This is a genomic window from Cellulomonas iranensis NBRC 101100 = JCM 18110 (assembly GCF_001552375.1).
Lineage (GTDB): Bacteria > Actinomycetota > Actinomycetes > Actinomycetales > Cellulomonadaceae > Cellulomonas > Cellulomonas iranensis.
Window position 1 is genome coordinate 42,285 of record NZ_BCRB01000011.1, and the last position, 15,866, is coordinate 58,150.

At 75.1% G+C, this 15,866-nt stretch carries 17 protein-coding genes; 7 read left to right on the forward strand and 10 right to left on the reverse strand.

Features of this window, described 5'->3' with window-relative positions; all coding sequences use genetic code 11:
- Positions 1-40: 40 nt before the first annotated feature.
- Complete coding sequence (locus tag CS2_RS03655; protein ID WP_070318926.1) at positions 41-1,639, reverse strand: ABC-F family ATP-binding cassette domain-containing protein; 1,599 nt, start codon at positions 1,637-1,639, stop codon at positions 41-43.
- 234 nt (positions 1,640-1,873) lie between these two features.
- Here CS2_RS03655 and CS2_RS03660 point away from each other — a divergent pair, with 234 nt between their 5' ends.
- Genes CS2_RS03660 through ypfJ form a run of 4 tightly spaced genes read left to right on the forward strand, consistent with a single transcriptional unit; the run spans position 1,874 to position 4,861 of the window.
- The gene (locus tag CS2_RS03660; protein WP_070318927.1) at positions 1,874-2,536 is read left to right on the forward strand and encodes a biotin transporter BioY; all 663 of its coding nucleotides are present in this window, start codon (positions 1,874-1,876) and stop codon (positions 2,534-2,536) included.
- 10 nt (positions 2,537-2,546) lie between these two features.
- Positions 2,547-3,278: an energy-coupling factor ABC transporter ATP-binding protein gene (locus CS2_RS03665; protein WP_070318928.1), complete on the forward strand. Its 732-nt coding sequence runs from the start codon at positions 2,547-2,549 to the stop codon at positions 3,276-3,278.
- Positions 3,275-3,940 (forward strand): energy-coupling factor transporter transmembrane component T family protein, encoded by a 666-nt coding sequence (locus CS2_RS03670; RefSeq protein WP_082739773.1) that lies wholly within the window; start codon positions 3,275-3,277, stop codon positions 3,938-3,940. The genes CS2_RS03665 and CS2_RS03670 overlap by 4 nt, the downstream gene beginning before the upstream one ends.
- A gap of 48 nt (positions 3,941-3,988) precedes the next feature.
- Entirely contained in the window at positions 3,989-4,861 is an 873-nt protein-coding gene (gene ypfJ / locus CS2_RS03675) for a KPN_02809 family neutral zinc metallopeptidase (RefSeq protein ID WP_070318954.1), read from the forward strand.
- 82 nt (positions 4,862-4,943) lie between these two features.
- On the opposite strand, the gene CS2_RS03680 is transcribed toward ypfJ, so the two are convergent.
- From CS2_RS03680 to CS2_RS03720, 9 genes are all read right to left on the reverse strand, one after another.
- Positions 4,944-5,309 carry a metal-sulfur cluster assembly factor gene (locus CS2_RS03680; RefSeq protein ID WP_070318929.1) on the reverse strand — a complete coding sequence of 122 codons (366 nt, stop codon included), beginning with the start codon at positions 5,307-5,309 and terminating at the stop codon, positions 4,944-4,946.
- The gene (gene sufU / locus CS2_RS03685; protein WP_082659823.1) at positions 5,306-5,824 is read right to left on the reverse strand and encodes a Fe-S cluster assembly sulfur transfer protein SufU; all 519 of its coding nucleotides are present in this window, start codon (positions 5,822-5,824) and stop codon (positions 5,306-5,308) included. The genes CS2_RS03680 and sufU overlap by 4 nt, the downstream gene beginning before the upstream one ends.
- Positions 5,821-7,152, reverse strand: coding sequence for a SufS family cysteine desulfurase (locus CS2_RS03690; RefSeq protein WP_070318930.1), 1,332 nt, complete (start codon positions 7,150-7,152; stop codon positions 5,821-5,823). The genes sufU and CS2_RS03690 overlap by 4 nt, the downstream gene beginning before the upstream one ends.
- 137 nt (positions 7,153-7,289) lie before the next feature.
- Entirely contained in the window at positions 7,290-8,054 is a 765-nt protein-coding gene (sufC, locus tag CS2_RS03695) for a Fe-S cluster assembly ATPase SufC (protein WP_046528243.1), read from the reverse strand.
- A 20-nt stretch (positions 8,055-8,074) separates the two neighbouring features.
- On the reverse strand, positions 8,075-8,407 hold the full coding sequence (locus CS2_RS03700; RefSeq protein ID WP_070318931.1) for a non-heme iron oxygenase ferredoxin subunit: 333 nt from the start codon (positions 8,405-8,407) through the stop codon (positions 8,075-8,077).
- Entirely contained in the window at positions 8,404-9,708 is a 1,305-nt protein-coding gene (gene sufD / locus CS2_RS03705) for a Fe-S cluster assembly protein SufD (protein WP_070318932.1), read from the reverse strand. Before sufD ends, CS2_RS03700 begins: the two co-directional genes overlap by 4 nt.
- Complete coding sequence (gene sufB, locus CS2_RS03710; protein WP_070318933.1) at positions 9,708-11,165, reverse strand: Fe-S cluster assembly protein SufB; 1,458 nt, start codon at positions 11,163-11,165, stop codon at positions 9,708-9,710. Before sufB ends, sufD begins: the two co-directional genes overlap by 1 nt.
- A 64-nt stretch (positions 11,166-11,229) precedes the next feature.
- Positions 11,230-12,018: a helix-turn-helix transcriptional regulator gene (locus CS2_RS03715; RefSeq protein ID WP_070318955.1), complete on the reverse strand. Its 789-nt coding sequence runs from the start codon at positions 12,016-12,018 to the stop codon at positions 11,230-11,232.
- A gap of 191 nt (positions 12,019-12,209) precedes the next feature.
- Entirely contained in the window at positions 12,210-12,815 is a 606-nt protein-coding gene (locus tag CS2_RS03720; RefSeq protein WP_070318934.1) for a hypothetical protein, read from the reverse strand.
- A gap of 170 nt (positions 12,816-12,985) precedes the next feature.
- Between CS2_RS03720 and CS2_RS03725 the strand changes: the two genes are divergently transcribed.
- The 3 genes from CS2_RS03725 to CS2_RS03735 are packed head-to-tail and all read left to right on the forward strand — an operon-like array spanning position 12,986 to position 15,759.
- Complete coding sequence (locus tag CS2_RS03725; protein ID WP_070318935.1) at positions 12,986-13,927, forward strand: ABC transporter ATP-binding protein; 942 nt, start codon at positions 12,986-12,988, stop codon at positions 13,925-13,927.
- Positions 13,924-14,715, forward strand: a complete 792-nt coding sequence (locus CS2_RS03730) for an ABC transporter permease (RefSeq protein ID WP_070318936.1) — start codon at positions 13,924-13,926, stop codon at positions 14,713-14,715. Before CS2_RS03725 ends, CS2_RS03730 begins: the two co-directional genes overlap by 4 nt.
- A gap of 24 nt (positions 14,716-14,739) precedes the next feature.
- Positions 14,740-15,759 carry a COX15/CtaA family protein gene (locus CS2_RS03735; protein WP_233421055.1) on the forward strand — a complete coding sequence of 340 codons (1,020 nt, stop codon included), beginning with the start codon at positions 14,740-14,742 and terminating at the stop codon, positions 15,757-15,759.
- Positions 15,760-15,866 lie beyond the last annotated feature (107 nt).

Here is a 15,866-nt window from a genome sequence, read left to right on the forward strand (position 1 = left end):
GGCCGGGCACGCGTCCGGCGGGGGCGGACCCGCGCCGGGCTCAGGCCAGCGCGATGAGGTCCAGGTAGTCGGGGCCGAAGAGGTCCTCGTCGCCGTCGGGCAGCAGCAGCACGCGCTCGGGCTCGAGCGCCGCGACCGCGCCCTCGTCGTGGCTCACGAGCACGACCGCGCCCGTGTAGCCCCGCAGGGCCGCGAGGATCTCCTCGCGCGACGCGGGGTCGAGGTTGTTCGTCGGCTCGTCGAGCAGCAGCACGTTCGCGCTCGACACGACGAGGGCCGCGAGCGCGAGCCGCGTCTTCTCGCCGCCCGAGAGCACGCGCGCGGGCTTGTCGGCGTCGTCGCCCGAGAACAGGAACGAGCCGAGCACCGAGCGCACCTGCGTGTCGGTGAGGTCGGGCGCCGCGGTGCGCAGGTTCTCGACGACCGTGCGGTCCAGGTCGAGCGTCTCGTGCTCCTGCGCGTAGTACCCGAGCTTGAGCCCGTGCCCCGCGCGCACCTCGCCCGTGTCGGGGTCCTGCAGCCCGCCGAGGATCCGCAGCAGAGTCGTCTTGCCGGCGCCGTTGAGGCCGAGGATGACGACCTTGCTGCCGCGGTCGATCGCGAGCGAGACGTCGGTGAAGACCTCCTGCGAGCCGTAGGACTTCGACAGGCCCTCGGCCGTGAGCGGCGTGCGGCCGCACGGCGCCGGGTCCGGGAAGCGCAGCTTGGCCACCTTGTCGGACACGCGGACCTCCTCGAGGCCCGAGAGCATGCGCTCGGCGCGGCGCGCCATGTTCTGCGCCGCGACGGCCTTGGTGGCCTTGGCGCGCATCTTGTCGGCCTGCGCGAGCAGCGTCGCGGCCTTCTTCTCGGCGTTGGCCCGCTCGCGGCGTCGGCGCTTCTCGTCGGTCTCGCGCTGCTTCAGGTACGCGTCCCAGCCGAGGTTGTACTGGTCGAGCTGCGAGCGGTTCGCGTCCAGGTGGAACACCTTGTTGACCGTCGCGCGCAGCAGCTCGACGTCGTGGCTGATGACGACGAACCCGCCGGGGTAGACCTTGAGGTAGTCGCGCAGCCACACGATCGAGTCGGCGTCGAGGTGGTTGGTCGGCTCGTCGAGCAGCAGGGTCTCGGCACCCGAGAACAGGATGCGCGCGAGCTCGACGCGACGACGCTGACCACCCGACAGCGTGCCGAGCGTCTGCCCGAGCACGCGGTCGTCGAGGCCGAGCGCCGCGGTGATGCGGTGCGCCTCGCTCTCGGCCGCGTAGCCGCCGGCCGCGGTGAACCGCGCCTCGAGCCGCGTGTACCGGTCCATCGCCTTGTCGCGCGTCGCGTCGTCGGCCGACGCCATGAGCCCCTCGGTCTCGCGCATCGCGGCGAGCACGGCGTCCAGGCCGCGCGCCGAGAGCACGCGGTCCATCGCGAGCTGCTCGAGGTCGCCCGAGGCCGGGTCCTGCGGGAGGTAGCCGACGTCGCCGCCGCGCGAGATCGTCCCGCCCGTGGGCTGCGTCTCGCCCGCGAGGGTCTTGGTGAGGGTCGTCTTGCCGGCGCCGTTGCGGCCGACCAGCCCGATCCGGTCGCCCGCGGCGATCCGGAACGTCGTCGGCTCCAGCAGGACGCGGGCGCCGACGCGCAGCTCGACGCCCGAGGCGGTGATCACAGGTGGTCCCTCGGTTCCGTGCAGATGGTCCGGGCAGATGTCCGTGCGGACAGGTGCGGGTGCGTGCGGCGCTCGACTCGGTGTCCGACGAGCGACTTCCTACGAGAAAGCCGCGGCGGTTCTGGCGGCCCGCACAAACGCCCACCATCCTACCGAGCCGCTAGCGTGGCCAGCGGCCCGAGCACCCGTCGGACGACCACGGGCACGGCCCAGCCCACCGCCAGGAGGCCCGCCATGTCCAGCGCTTTGCCCGACGACCGCACGTCGTCCCTGGTCGACGCGTCGACCGCCCCGGTGGCCGACGCGCCCGCCGCTCCCCCGGAGCCGCGCGCCGCACGCCGCACGAGCACCGACGTCGCGCTCGTCGCGACGTTCGCGGCGTTCGTCGCGGCGTGCGCGCTCGTGCCCGCGATCCCCACGGGCACGCCCGTGCCGATCACGCTGCAGACGTTCGGCGTGGTCGTGGCCGGGCTCGTGCTCGGTGCGCGGCGCGGGTTCCTCGCCGTCGCGCTGTACCTCGTGGTCGGCCTGGCGGGCGTCCCGGTCTTCGCGGAGATGACCGGCGGGCTCGGCGTGCTGGGCAAGCCGTCGGCCGGGTACCTGCTGGCGTTCCCGCTCGCGGCGGCCGCCGCGGGGTGGCTCGGCGGGCTCGCGCTGCGCGCGCGCCCGCGGTGGCGCTACGCCCTGCTGGTCGCCGCGGGGCTGGGGTCGTCGTTCCTCGTGACGCACCCCGCGGGGATCGTCGGGCTCATGGCGCGGCTCGGGGTCGGGCCCGGCGAGGCGCTCGCGATCGACGTCGTCTACTGGCCCGGCGACGTCGTGAAGAACCTGCTCGCCGCCGGTGTGACGCTCGCGGTGCTGCGCGCGTTCCCCGACCTGCGCCGCGGCCGCGCATGACGCGCCGCGCGTGATCGAGCTCGACGCCGCCGAGGTCACCGCGTGGTCCCCCGACCCGGCGGGCGGGCCCGAGCGCGTGGTGCGCCTGCTGGGCCCGGTGACGCTGCGGCTCGGCGAGCGACGCGTCGCCGTCGTGGGGGCCAACGGGTCGGGCAAGTCCACGCTCGCGCGCCTGCTCAACGGGCTCGTGCTGCCGTCGGCCGGTGCCGTGCGCGTCGACGGCCTCGACACCGTGCGCGACGGCGCGGCCGTGCGCCGGCGCGTCGGGTTCGTGTTCACCGACCCCGACGCGCAGCTCGTCATGCCGACGCCGCTCGAGGACGTCGCGCTGTCGCTGCGCCGCACGGTGCCCGACGCGGCCGAGCGCACGGCGCGGGCCCACGCGGCCCTCGAGCGCATCGGTCTCGCGGAGCGCGCCCACGTGTCGGTGCACCAGCTCTCGGGCGGGCAGCGCCAGCTCCTCGCCCTGGCCGCCGTGCTCGCGACCGAGCCCGCCGTGCTGGTGTGCGACGAGCCCACCACGCTGCTCGACCTGCGCTGGCGCACGCACGTCGACGCGCTGCTCGCGTCGCTCGACCAGCAGGTCGTGGTCGTCACGCACGACCTCGACGCGGCCGCGCGTGCCGAGCGCGTGCTCGTCGTGGACCAGGGGCAGGTCGTCGCGGACGACGCGCCCGGCCCGGCGCTCGCGCGGTACCGCGCGCTCATGACCGGGTCGTCGGACGCGGTGGCCACGCCGTGAGCCCGGTCGGCCGCCGCGGCGGGACGGCGAGCACCGGGCGCCCGCTGCGCGGGCCGTGGGCCGGACCGCTCGGCCTGCACCACCCCGGCACGAGCCTCGTGCACCGCGCCCCCGCGGGCCGCAAGCTCGTCGCCCTGGCGGCGCTCGGCGTCGTCCTGGTCGTGCTGCGCGGGCCCACGGCCGCGACGCTCGCGCTCGGCGTCGTGCTGGCGCTGGCGGCGCTCGCACGCCTCCCCTGGCGACGCACGGTCCGCGGGATGCTGCCCGTGCTGGTCGCCGCGGGCGTCCTCGCGGGCTACCAGACCTGGGCGCGCGGCTGGGAGGTCGGCGTCGAGGCCGCGCTCGACGTCCTCACGCTCGTGCTCGCCGGCACACTCGTGACCGCGACCACCCGCGCCGACGACCTGCTCGCGGTCGTCGCCCGCGCGGCCCGGCCGCTGCGCCACGTGGGGCTCCCGCCCGAGACCGTCGCGCTGGCCGTGGGCCTGTTCCTGCGCACCGTGCCGGTCGTCGCCCGCGTCGTCGGCGAGTCCCGGGACGCCGCGCGGGCGCGCGGCCTCGCGCGCGACCCGCGCGCGACCGTCGTGCCTGCGGCCGTGCGGATGGTCGCGCACGCGCGCACGACCGGCGACGCGCTCGCCGCGCGCGGCCTCGCCGACTGACCCGCCGCTCGACGAGCGCGTCCGCGGGCCGGGACCTACCGTGTGCGCGTGACCTTCAGCCAGGGCGGGAACTTCGAGGGCGGGCGCGTGCGGCGCCGCGGTCGCGCGGGCGGCGTGGCGGCCGGCGGCGGGATCGTCGGGCTCATCGCGCTCGCGATCTACCTGTTCACGGGCCAGGACCTGTCGCCCGTGCTGCAGGGCGCGCAGCAGGGCGACGGCGGCGGTCAGGTGACCGAGGTCGGCGAGTGCACGGTCGAGCAGGCCAACACCGACCCCGTGTGCCGGTTCTCGGCGACGCTGCAGTCGCTCGACGCCTACTGGGCGACCGCGGTGCCGCAGGGCGTGACGTTCCGTGCCCCCGGGGCCGACGAGTTCACGGGCGGCGTGAGCACCGGCTGCGGCCAGGCGTCGTCCGCGACGGGCCCGTTCTACTGCCCGCCCGACCAGCGCATCTACCTCGACATCACGTTCTTCGAGACCCTGCAGCAGCAGTTCGGTGCGCAGGGCGGGCCGCTCGCCGAGATGTACGTGTACGCGCACGAGTACGGCCACCACGTGCAGAACCTCACGGGCGTGTTCGACCGCGCCGACCGCAGCGGCGGAGGTGCGGAGTCCGACTCGGTGCGGGTCGAGCTGCAGGCCGACTGCTACGCGGGCATGTGGGCCGGTGCGGCGACCGAGACGCCTCGGCCCGGCACGGACACGCCGTTCCTCGAGCCGATCACCGCCGAGCAGCTCGCGCAGGCGCTCGACGCCGCGGCGGCCGTCGGCGACGACCACATCCAGCAGCAGTCGGGCGGCGGCGTGAACCCCGACACGTGGACCCACGGGTCCAGCGAGCAGCGTCAGCGCTGGTTCACCACCGGCTACGAGCAGGGGTCGCTCGCGGCGTGCGACACGTTCGCGACCGACAGCCTCTGAGCAGCGCGGTCGGCCCCCGCCGCCGGGCCGACGCACGGACGCCCCCGCACCGGTCCGGTGCGGGGGCGTCCGCCGGGCTGCGTCAGATGTTGAACCCGAGGGCCCGCATCTGCTCGCGGCCGTCGGTCGTGATCTTCTCGGGGCCCCACGGCGGCATCCAGACCCAGTTGATGCGGAAGCCGTCGACGATGCCGTCGAGCGCCTGCGCGGACTGGTCCTCGATGACGTCGGTCAGCGGGCAGGCCGCCGACGTGAGCGTCATGTCGATGACCGCGGTGTTGGTCTGGTCGATGACGACGCCGTACACGAGGCCGAGGTCGACGACGTTGATGCCGAGCTCGGGGTCGATGACGTCGCGCATCGCCTCCTCGACGTCGGCGACCGTCGCGGCCCCCGCGGCCGCGGGGGCGCCGTCGACCGCGGCGGGGGTGGTGGGTTCGGTGGTCATGCGTCCTCCGTCGTACGGGCACCGGACAGGATGAGGGCGTCGTCGAGCGCGACCCAGCCGAGCAGGGCGCACTTGACGCGTGCGGCGTAGCGGGAGACGCCCGCGAACGCGACGGCGTCACCCAGGGCCTCCTCCTCGGCCTCGTCGGCGAGCCCCGCACCCTGCGACTGCAGCATCGTGCGGAACGACGCGGCGAGCCGGTCGACGGTCGCGAGGTCCTGGCCGACGACCAGGTCGTGCAGCACCGACGTCGACGCCTGCGAGATCGAGCAGCCCTGGCCCTCCCACGCGACGCCGCGCACGACCGGCGTGCCGCCGCTCGTGTCGACGTCGACGTGCAGCGTCACCTCGTCACCGCAGGTCGGGTTGACCTGGTGCGACGTCGCGGCGCACGTGCCGTGGTCGGCCGCCGCGACGCCGACCGCGCCGACACCGTCGGGCAGGCCGCGGCCGTGCGGGAACTTCGCGTGGTCGAGGATGACCTGCTGGTACAGCTGCTCCATGGCCGAGCTCATGCGGGCCTCCCGTCCGTCGTCGTGCCGCCCAGTCCGAAGAACGCGCGGACCCCCGCGAGTGCTTCCCGGAACGCCGCGACGTCGTCGTCGGTCGTGTAGACGCCCGCGCTCGCGCGGGCCGTGGCGGCGACGCCGAACCGGCGGTGCAGCGGCTGCGCGCAGTGGTGGCCGACGCGCACGGCCACGCCGGCGTCGTCGAGCACCTGCCCGACGTCGTGGGCGTGCACGCCGTCGACGACGAACGACACGGCCGCGAGCCGGTCGCGGGTGTCGGTCGGGCCGATCACGCGGACGCCGGGGACGGACGCGACCGCGTCGAGCAGCAGCCCCGCGAGGTGCCGCTCGTGCGCCGCGACCGCGGGCATGCCGAGCTCCGACAGGTAGGTCGCCGCGCAGCCGAGCGCGACGGCCTGCGACACCATCTGCGTGCCGGCCTCGAAGCGCTGCGGCGGCGGCGCGTACGTGGTCGCCTCCATGGTGACGACCTCGACCATCGAGCCGCCGGTCGTCACGGGCGGCATGGCCTCGAGCAGCTCGCGCCGCCCGTACAGCGCGCCCACGCCCGTGGGGCCGTACATCTTGTGCCCCGAGAACGCCGCGAAGTCGACGCCGAGCGCGGCCAGGTCGACCGGCAGGTGCGGCACCGACTGGCACGCGTCGAGCACGGTCAGCGCGCCGACCTCGCGCGCACGGGCCACGAACGCCTCGACGGGGGTGACCGCGCCGGTGACGTTCGACGCGTGCGTGAACGCCAGCACGCGCGTGCGCTCCGTGACGACGGTCGCGAGCTCCTCGGTCCGCAGACGGCCGTCGTCGTCCACGCCGATCCAGCGCAGCGTCGCGCCCGTGCGGGCCGCGAGCTCCTGCCACGGCACGAGGTTCGCGTGGTGCTCGGACTCGGTGACGACGATCTCGTCGCCCGGCGCGAGTGCGAACCGGCGCGCGGCCTGGCCCCCGCGCCCCGCGGTCGCGTTCGACATCGCGTACGCCACGAGGTTGATCGCGGCGGTCGCGTTCGACGTCCACACGAGCTCGCCGGGCGTCGCGCCCACGAACCCGGCGACGCGCGCACGGGCGTCCTCGAACGCGTGCGTCGCCTCCTCGGCGAGCTGGTGCGCGCCGCGGTGCACGGCCGCGTTGCGCCGCACGTAGAAGTCCTGCTCGGCGTCGAGGACGACCTCGGGCTTCTGCGAGGTCGCACCCGAGTCGAGATAGACGAGCGGGCGCCCGTCGCGCAGCGTGCGCTCCAGGAGCGGGAAGTCGGCGCGCACGGCGGCGAGCTCGGCCGCCGACAGGGTCGGCGCGAGCGGCTCGAGCGTGCTGGTCATGGGGTCCTCCGGGCGGACGGGAGGCGGCCGGCGGGGCGACCCCGCGGGGGCGCGGGGTCAGGTGGCGACGGTCGCCCAGGGACGAGGGTGCGGTGGCCGCCGGCGCGCGGGGCGTCCGGCGGCCACCGGGACGGGTCTCAGGCGGAGGTGCCGGCCGGCAGGAACCGGTCGTAGCCCTCGTTCTCGAGCCGGTCGGCCAGCTCGGGGCCGCCCTGCTCGGCGATCTTGCCGTCGACGAACACGTGCACGAAGTCCGGCTTGATGTAGCGCAGGATGCGCGTGTAGTGCGTGATCAGCAGCATGCCGACGTCGGTGGTCTCGCGGACGCGGTTGACGCCCTCGGACACGATGCGCAGCGCGTCGACGTCGAGGCCCGAGTCGGTCTCGTCGAGGATCGCGAAGCGCGGCTTGAGCAGCTCCATCTGGAGGATCTCGTGGCGCTTCTTCTCACCGCCCGAGAAGCCCTCGTTGACCGAGCGCTCGGCGAACGACGCGTCCATGCGCAGGTTGTCCATCGCGCCGCGCACGTCCTTGACCCACGAGCGCAGCGGGGGCGCCTCGCCGTCGATCGCGGTCTTGGCGGTGCGCAGGAAGTTCGACACCGACACGCCCGGGACCTCGACCGGGTACTGCATGGCGAGGAACATGCCGGCGCGGGCGCGCTCGTCGACCGACATCGCGAGCACGTCCTCGCCGTCGAGCAGCACGGTGCCCGACGTGATCTCGTACTTGGGGTGGCCGGCCAGCGAGTACGCCAGCGTGGACTTGCCGGACCCGTTGGGGCCCATGATCGCGTGGGTCTCGCCGCTGTTCACGGTGAGGTCGACGCCGCGCAGGATGGGCTTGGGGCCCTCCTTCGTCTCGACGCTGACGTGCAGGTCGCGGATCTCCAGGGTGGACATCTCGGGGTACTCCTCGGGGGTCAGAGCGGGGCGTCGACGTCGACGAGCACGCGCTCGCCGTCGACGGTCACGGGGTAGACGGGGACGGGGCGGACCGCGGGCGGCGACAGGGGCTCACCGGTGCGCAGGTCGAACTTCGACCCGTGCAGCCAGCACTCGACCGTGCAGTCCTCGACCTCGCCGTCGGACAGCGAGACGGCGCCGTGCGAGCACACGTCGCTGATGGCGTGCCAGTCGCCGGACTCGTCGCGCACGACGGCGACCTCGACGGGGCCGGCGGGGCCCTCGAGCTCGACTCGCAGCGTGCCGGCGACCGGCACGTCCGCGGTCAAGCAGGCGAGCTGAGCGGTCATGCCGTGGTCACCGCCGCGTCGGAGCCCTCGACCTGCGGGGTCGTGCCGAGGATCTCGCTCATGGACTTCTCGAGCTCGGCCTCGATCGACGCGATGAGCCGCTCCTCGACCTCGGGCACGCCGATCTCGTGGATGAGCTCGGCGAAGAACCCGCGCACGACGAGGCGACGCGCGTCGGCCTCGGGGATGCCGCGGGCGCGCAGGTAGAACAGCTGCTCGTCGTCGAAGCGCCCGGTGGCCGAGGCGTGCCCGGCGCCCTCGATGACGCCCGTCTCGATCTCGAGGTTCGGCACCGAGTCGGCGCGCGCACCGTCGGTGAGGACGAGGTTGCGGTTGAGCTCGTACGTGTCGGTGCCCTCGGCCGCCGCGCGGATCAGCACGTCGCCGACCCACACGGTGTGGGCGCCGGCGCCCTGCAGCGCGCCCTTGTAGGTCACGCGCGAGACGCAGCTCGGGACCGCGTGGTCGACGAACAGGCGGTGCTCCTGGTGCTGGTCGGCGTCCGCGAAGTACGCGCCCAGCGCCGTGACCGACGCACCCTCGCCGACGAACTCGGTGTCGGGCGTGACGCGCACGACGTCGCCGCCGAGCGTCACGACGATGTGCTTGACCGTCGCGTCGCGGCCGATGCGCAGGCGGTGGCTCGCGGCGTGCACCGAGCCCTCCGCCCAGTCCTGCACGGACACGACCGTGAGGTGCGCGCCGTCCTCCGCGACGATCTCGACCGTCTCGGTGAGGTTGGCGTGCCCGACGTGGTCGAGCACGACGACGCCCTGCGAGAGCGGCTCGGCGTGCACCAGCAGGTGCGCGGCCGTCGGCTCGAGCGGCGCCTCGTGCGTGCCGGCGCCCTCGACGCCCTCGACGACCACCGAGGTGACCTTCGAGGACACGGACTCGCGCGGCAGCGTCACGACCGTCGCGCGCTCGAACGACGCCCACGCCACGGCCGCGGCGCGGTCGCCGGGGACGCCCGCGCGGCCGAGCCGCGCGTCGTCGCGGTCGACGATCTCGACGCGCGCCTCGGGCGCCTCGACGACCGTCGTGAGGACGCCGTGGCCCGTCAGGACGCCGTCGCTCGCGCCCGCGAACAGCGGTGCGAACCGGTCGACCGGCGCGAAGCGCCACTCCTCCTCGCGCCCGGTGGGCACGGGGAAGTCGGCGACGTCGAAGCTCGTGCGCCGCGCGGCGCGCGACGCCTCGGGCACCGTGCCGACGCCGTGGCTGTGCGCACCGTCGGCGACCGCGCGCGAGTGGTCCGTCGAGAGGCCGGTCGCGGCGCCCTCGTTCGTCGTGGTCGTCATCAGCCGACGGCCCCTTCCATCTGCAGCTCGATGAGGCGGTTGAGCTCGAGGGCGTACTCCATGGGCAGCTCGCGCGCGATGGGCTCGACGAACCCGCGCACGATCATCGCCATGGCCTCGGTCTCGGCCATGCCCCGGGACATGAGGTAGAACAGCTGGTCCTCGCTCACGCGCGACACGGTCGCCTCGTGGCCCATCGACACGTCGTCCTCGCGGACGTCCACGTACGGGTACGTGTCGGAGCGCGAGACCTGGTCGACCAGCAGCGCGTCGCACAGCACGTTGGACGCCGAGTGGGACGCGCCCTCGAGGATCTGCACGAGACCCCGGTAGGACGTGCGGCCGCCGCCGCGCGCGACCGACTTCGACACGATCGAGCTCGACGTGTGCGGTGCGGCGTGCACCATCTTGGAGCCGGCGTCCTGGTGCTGGCCCTCGCCGGCGAACGCGATCGACAGCGTCTCGCCGCGCGCGTGCTCGCCCATGAGGTAGATCGCCGGGTACTTCATGGTGACCTTGGAGCCGATGTTGCCGTCGACCCACTCCATCGTCCCGCCCTCGGCCACGGTCGCCCGCTTGGTCACGAGGTTGTAGACGTTGTTCGACCAGTTCTGGATCGTCGTGTAGCGCACGCGCGCGTTCTTCTTCACGACGATCTCGACCACGGCGGAGTGCAGCGAGTCCGACTGGTAGATCGGCGCGGTGCAGCCCTCGACGTAGTGCACGTAGGAGCCCTCGTCGGCGATGATCAGCGTCCGCTCGAACTGGCCCATGTTCTCGGTGTTGATCCGGAAGTAGGCCTGCAGCGGGATCTCGACGTGCACGCCCGGCGGCACGTAGACGAACGAGCCGCCCGACCACGTGGCCGTGTTGAGCGACGCGAACTTGTTGTCGCCCGGGGGCACGACCGAGCCGAAGTACTGCTCGAAGATCTCGGGGTGCTCGCGCAGACCCGTGTCGGTGTCGAGGAAGATGACGCCCTGCTCCTCGAGCGACTCCTGGATCTGGTGGTAGACCACCTCGGACTCGTACTGCGCGGCGACGCCCGCGACGAGGCGCTGCTTCTCCGCCTCCGGGATGCCGAGGCGGTCGTACGTGTTCTTGATGTCCTCCGGCAGGTCCTCCCAGCTGGTGGCCTGCTTCTCGGTGGACCGCACGAAGTACTTGATGTTGTCGAAGTCGATGCCCGACAGGTCCGCGCCCCACCAGGGCATGGGCTTCTTGTCGAACAGGCGCAGGGCCTTCAGGCGCGTCTTGAGCATCCACTCGGGCTCGTTCTTGAGCCGCGAGATGTCGCGCACGACGTCCTCCGACAGGCCGCGGCGCGCGGAGGCGCCGGCGACGTCGGGGTCGTGCCAGCCGTAGGTGTAGTTGCCGATCGAGGCGATGGCCTCGTCCTGGCTCAGCGGCTCGGTGGCCGCCGGCCGGGTGGCCGTGTCGTCCGTGGGTGCGCTCATGGTGTCGGTCCTTCCGTCGAGTGCACGGCGTGGGAGGCAGGGGGCGGGGTCGTGGTGGCCGGTCTCACCGTCCGGCGGCGGGGTCGGGCGGCCCGGTGGGGTCGACGTCGGCGGTGCGGGTGGGGACGGTCGGGACGCTCGTGGTGCACACGTGCCCGCCCGAGGTGAGCGTGGACAGCCGCTGGACGTGCACGCCGAGCAGCCGCCCGAACGCACGGGTCTCGGCCTCGCACAGCTGCGGGAACTGCGCCGCGATCTCCTGCACCGGGCAGTGGCCCTGGCACAGCTGCACGACGGAGGCGCCCGGCACGGGTCGCGCCGACGCGGCGTAGCCGTCGCCCGCGAGCGCGAGCGCGAGCGCCTCGGCGCGCGCCGCGACGTCGCCGCCCGCGGCGTCGACGGCGGCGGCGTGCCGGTCCTCGAGTTCGCGCACGCGGTGCTCGGCGAACCGCTCGAGCGCGTCCGGCCCGGCGGCGTGCGCGAGGAAGTGCAGCGCGTCGGCGGCGATCTCGGCGTAGCCCTGCGACAGCGCGGCCTGGCCGGGCGCGGTGACGACGTACCGCCGCGCGGGGCGGCCGCGGCCGCGGCTCGCGGCGGGCCCCTCGTGGACGGTGATCTGCTCGGCCTGCTCGAGCGCCTGCAGGTGGCGGCGCACGCCGGCCGCGGCGAGGTCGAGCGCGGCGGCGAGGTCGGCCGCGCTCACGGGGCCGTCGGCGGCGACGAGCTGGAGGATGCGACGGCGCGTCGAGGCGTCGTGGTCGGGCGCCGCGTCGGGCGCGGTGCGCGGCGCCGCGGCGTCGGGCGAGGTGGCGTCGCGGGACGTGGCGGCGGGGTTCGTCAGGGACCCGGTCATGCGCACCTCCCGCGGACGTCGGTGGGGATCGGCTCCGCGCACCGGCGTGGCGCCGCGGGCGTGGGCGCGTCGGCACCCGATATCGGCAACATCCTTGTTGCCGAAATCCATCCCCGCAAGCAAGGTCACCCTTGGTGGGCGCCCCAGGTGACACGTCGACCGCCGCCCGCGCCGCCGCTTCGTGGGGCACGTCACACCGCGGCGGCACCGCCGTCGACGCCCGCGAGCCGGCGCTCGGCCGCCGCGAGCGAGATCCGGCTCGACTCGACCTGGTCGGCGGGCGCCCCCTCGCGCGTGCGCCGCTCGAGCGCCGCGGCGAACAGCGCGCGCGCCTCGGCGTACCGCCCGGCGTCGTACCGCGCCTTGCCCTGCCCCTGGTCGGCGAACGCCAGGACCGACGCGCAGTCGCGTCGCACGGCCTCGTCGACGCCGGCCGCGTCGTGCGCCGCGAGCGCGGCGCGTCGCACCGCCTCGACCACGTCGTCGGCGTCGCCGAGCCGGCCGCGCCAGTGCAGCACCTGCGCGAGCCGCAGCAACGGCCGCCACGCGGACGCCGGGACGGGCGGGCGAGCAGGCTCCCGCAGGTCCGCGAGCGTCGCGGGCCCGCCGCGACGCTCGGCGTCGGCCCAGCCGAGCTGCTCCGCCGACGCGAGCGCGCCGAGGATCCGCAGCCACACCACGCGCTCGCCGTCACCGGCCGGGCCGCTCGCCTCGAGCCGGTCCACGTGCTCCCAGGTGGCGCCGACGTCCTGCGGCACCTCCCGCAGCGTCGTCGTGTCGATGCGGTACGTGACCACCGGTGCTCCTGCCTGCTCGGACGTCGGGATCTTCGGGACATCTGCGACCCACCGGGCGGACACGCTAGAGCACCGCGGCGCCCGGTGCGCGCACGTCCACGCACGTCGGCGCGGCCGCCCGCGCGGGCGGGCCGCGGCGCCACGTGCGCGAGCACCTAGACTCCCTCGACGTGCCGCACTCCCCCGCCGTCGAGGTCCGCGGCCTCGTCAAGAGGTACGACGGACGCGCCGTCGTCGACGGACTCGACCTCACCGCGTCGGCCGGCCGCGTGACCGCCGTCCTCGGCCCCAACGGCGCCGGCAAGACGACGACCGTCGAGTGCTGCGAGGGCCTGCGCGCGCCCGACGCCGGCAGCGTGCGCGTCTTGGGGCTCGACCCCGTGGCCGACGGCCCGGCGCTGCGCCCGCGGGTCGGCGTCATGCTGCAGGACGGCGGGCTGCCGACCGGCGTCCGCGCGCGCGAGATGCTCGACCACGTCGCGCGCATGTACGCCGACCCGGTGCCGACCGACGCGCTCGCCGCGCGGCTCGGGCTCGACGCGTTCGCGCGCACCACGGTGCGCCGCCTGTCCGGCGGTCAGCGCCAGCGGCTCGCGCTCGCCGTCGCCGTGGTGGGACGCCCGCAGGTGCTGTTCCTCGACGAGCCCAGCGCGGGCATGGACCCGCAGTCGCGGCTCGCCGTGTGGGAGCTCGTGCGCGAGCTGCGCGACGCGGGCGCCGCGGTCGTGCTGACCACGCACCTCATGGAGGAGGCCGAGGGGCTCGCCGACCACGTCGTGGTCGTCGACCACGGCACCGTCATCGCGCAGGGCAGCGTCGCGGACCTGCTCGCGTCGGGCACGGGTACCGCCGTCGACGACGACGGCACGCTCGTGGTGCGGGTCTCCGCCGACGTCGACCCGGCCGGGCTGCGCGAGCGCCTCGGTGCCGGCTTCGGCGTCGAGCACCGCTCGGCGTCGTCGTTCGCGGTCACCGGACCCGTGCGCCCGGGCACGGTCGCCGACGTGACCGCCTGGCTGGCCGAGCGCGACGTGCTCGTCACGCGGCTCGACACCGGGCGCCGCACGCTCGAGGACGTGTTCCTCGACCTCACGGGACGGAGCCTGCGATGACGACCGCACCCGGCACCCCGGACGCACACGTCGGCACGCCGCCCGCCGCGGCCCCGGCGGCGCGCCGCGTGCTCGCGCAGGCCGCGTTCGAGGCGCGCATGATCCTGCGCAACGGCGAGCAGGTGCTCGTCACCGCGATCGTCCCGGTGCTCGCGCTCGTCGGGCTCGTGCAGGGCACGTTCGTCGAGCTCGACACGGGCGGTGCGTCGCGCGTCGACTTCCTCGCGCCCGGGATCCTCGCGCTCGCCGTCATGACCGCGTCGTTCACGTCCCAGGCCATCGCGACCGCCTTCGACCGCCGCAACGGCGTGCTGCGGCTCATGGCGACGACGCCGCTCGGGCGCGGCGGCCTGCTCGCGGGCAAGGTGCTCGGCGTGCTCGCCGTCGAGGCGGTGCAGGTCGTGCTCATCGGCGCCGCGGCGCTCGCGCTCGGCTGGCACCCCGACCCCGCGGGCCTCGCGCTCGCGCTCGTCGGCGTCGTTCTCGGCACGGGCGCGTTCACCGCGCTCGCGCTGCTCGTGGCCGGGACGCTGCGCGCCGAGGCCGTGCTCGCGCTCGCGAACCTCCTGCTGCTCGTGCTCGCGCTGGGCGGTGGCGTGGTCGTGCCGGCCGACCGCCTGCCGGGACCCGTCGCGGCCGTCGCGACGTGGCTGCCGTCGGGAGCCCTGGGCGACGTGCTGCGCGGTGCGCTCGTCGACGGCACGCTGCCGCTCGTCCCCGTCCTCGTGCTCGCGGCGTGGACCGTGGGCCTCGGTGCGCTCACGGCGCGGCTGTTCCGCTGGCACTGACGCGCGCCGCCTACCCTGGACCCCGTGACCGGCACCGCCCCCGCCCCGACGCCCGCACCCTCCCTGCTCGAGCGGCTGCGGCCGCGCTGGACGGTGCGCGCCGTCGTCGCGAACCTCGTCGCGCAGATCCTCATCGTCGTGACCGGCGGCGCGGTGCGCCTCACCGGCTCGGGCCTGGGCTGCTCGACGTGGCCGCAGTGCGAGCCCGGGCAGTTCGCGCCCGTGTTCCACGACGAGATGGGCATCCACCCGATCGTCGAGTTCGGCAACCGCACGCTCACGGGCGTGCTGGTCGTGCTCGCGGTGGCGGTCGCGCTGCTCGCGGGCCGCGACCGTGCGCGCACCAGCACGTACCGCGCGTGGGCGTGGGCGCCGATCGTCGGCGTCGCGATCCAGGCGGTCGTGGGCGGCATCACGGTGCTCGTCGAGCTGCACCCGCTGGTCGTCGGGTCGCACTTCCTCATCTCGATGGTGCTCGTGGCCGTCTCCGCGTGGCTGCTGGTCCGCACGCGCGAGGGCGACGGCCCCGCGACGCCGGTCGTCGACGCGCGCGTGCGCACCCTGACCCGCGTGCTCGCGGCGGTCGGCGTCGTGGTGCTCGTGCTCGGCGTCGTCGTCACGGGCGCGGGCCCGCACTCGGGCGACGACGAGGTCGGCTACCGGTTCGCGGTCGACCCGTACGCGACCGCGCGCGTGCACGCGCTGGCCGTGTGGGCGTTCGTCGGCACGCTGCTGGTCGTGCTGGCGCTGCTCGCCCGCGCGCGCCGCACCGCGCAGCCCGCCTACGACCGCGTCGACGGCGTCACGCAGCCGGCGCGCGGCGTCGCCCCCGTCGCGGCCCCGGAGCCGGGTGCGGTGGCACGGCCGCTGCGGGCCGGCGTCCTGCTGCTCGGCGTCACGCTCGCGCAGGGACTCGTCGGCTACGTGCAGCTGTTCACCGGTCTGCCGATCGCCCTGGTCAACCTGCACATGCTCGGCGCGGCGGGGCTGACCGCGATGCTCACGGCGTTCCTCGGCACCCTGCGGGTCCGGCCGCAGGCCTGACGCGGGGCCCACCCACGGGCCCGTCCACGGGGTCGACGTCCGCCCCCGGACGCACCGCTGCCCCGGAGCGCCTGGCGCGTCCGGGGCCGCGGTGCGATCGCGCCCGC

What these genes read in the sequence shown, in the direction of transcription:
- sufC (WP_046528243.1), bottom strand. Translation starts at nt 8,054, where the DNA reads ATGTCCACCCTGGAGATCCGCGACCTGCACGTCAGCGTCGAGACGAAG.
- sufD (WP_070318932.1), bottom strand. Translation starts at nt 9,708, where the DNA reads ATGACGACCACGACGAACGAGGGCGCCGCGACCGGCCTCTCGACGGAC.
- CS2_RS03690 (WP_070318930.1), bottom strand. Translation starts at nt 7,152, where the DNA reads ATGACCAGCACGCTCGAGCCGCTCGCGCCGACCCTGTCGGCGGCCGAG.
- CS2_RS03660 (WP_070318927.1), top strand. Translation starts at nt 1,874, where the DNA reads ATGTCCAGCGCTTTGCCCGACGACCGCACGTCGTCCCTGGTCGACGCG.
- CS2_RS03730 (WP_070318936.1), top strand. Translation starts at nt 13,924, where the DNA reads ATGACGACCGCACCCGGCACCCCGGACGCACACGTCGGCACGCCGCCC.
- CS2_RS03700 (WP_070318931.1), bottom strand. Translation starts at nt 8,407, where the DNA reads ATGACCGCTCAGCTCGCCTGCTTGACCGCGGACGTGCCGGTCGCCGGC.
- sufB (WP_070318933.1), bottom strand. Translation starts at nt 11,165, where the DNA reads ATGAGCGCACCCACGGACGACACGGCCACCCGGCCGGCGGCCACCGAG.
- sufU (WP_082659823.1), bottom strand. Translation starts at nt 5,824, where the DNA reads ATGAGCTCGGCCATGGAGCAGCTGTACCAGCAGGTCATCCTCGACCAC.
- CS2_RS03680 (WP_070318929.1), bottom strand. Translation starts at nt 5,309, where the DNA reads ATGACCACCGAACCCACCACCCCCGCCGCGGTCGACGGCGCCCCCGCG.
- CS2_RS03715 (WP_070318955.1), bottom strand. Translation starts at nt 12,018, where the DNA reads ATGACCGGGTCCCTGACGAACCCCGCCGCCACGTCCCGCGACGCCACC.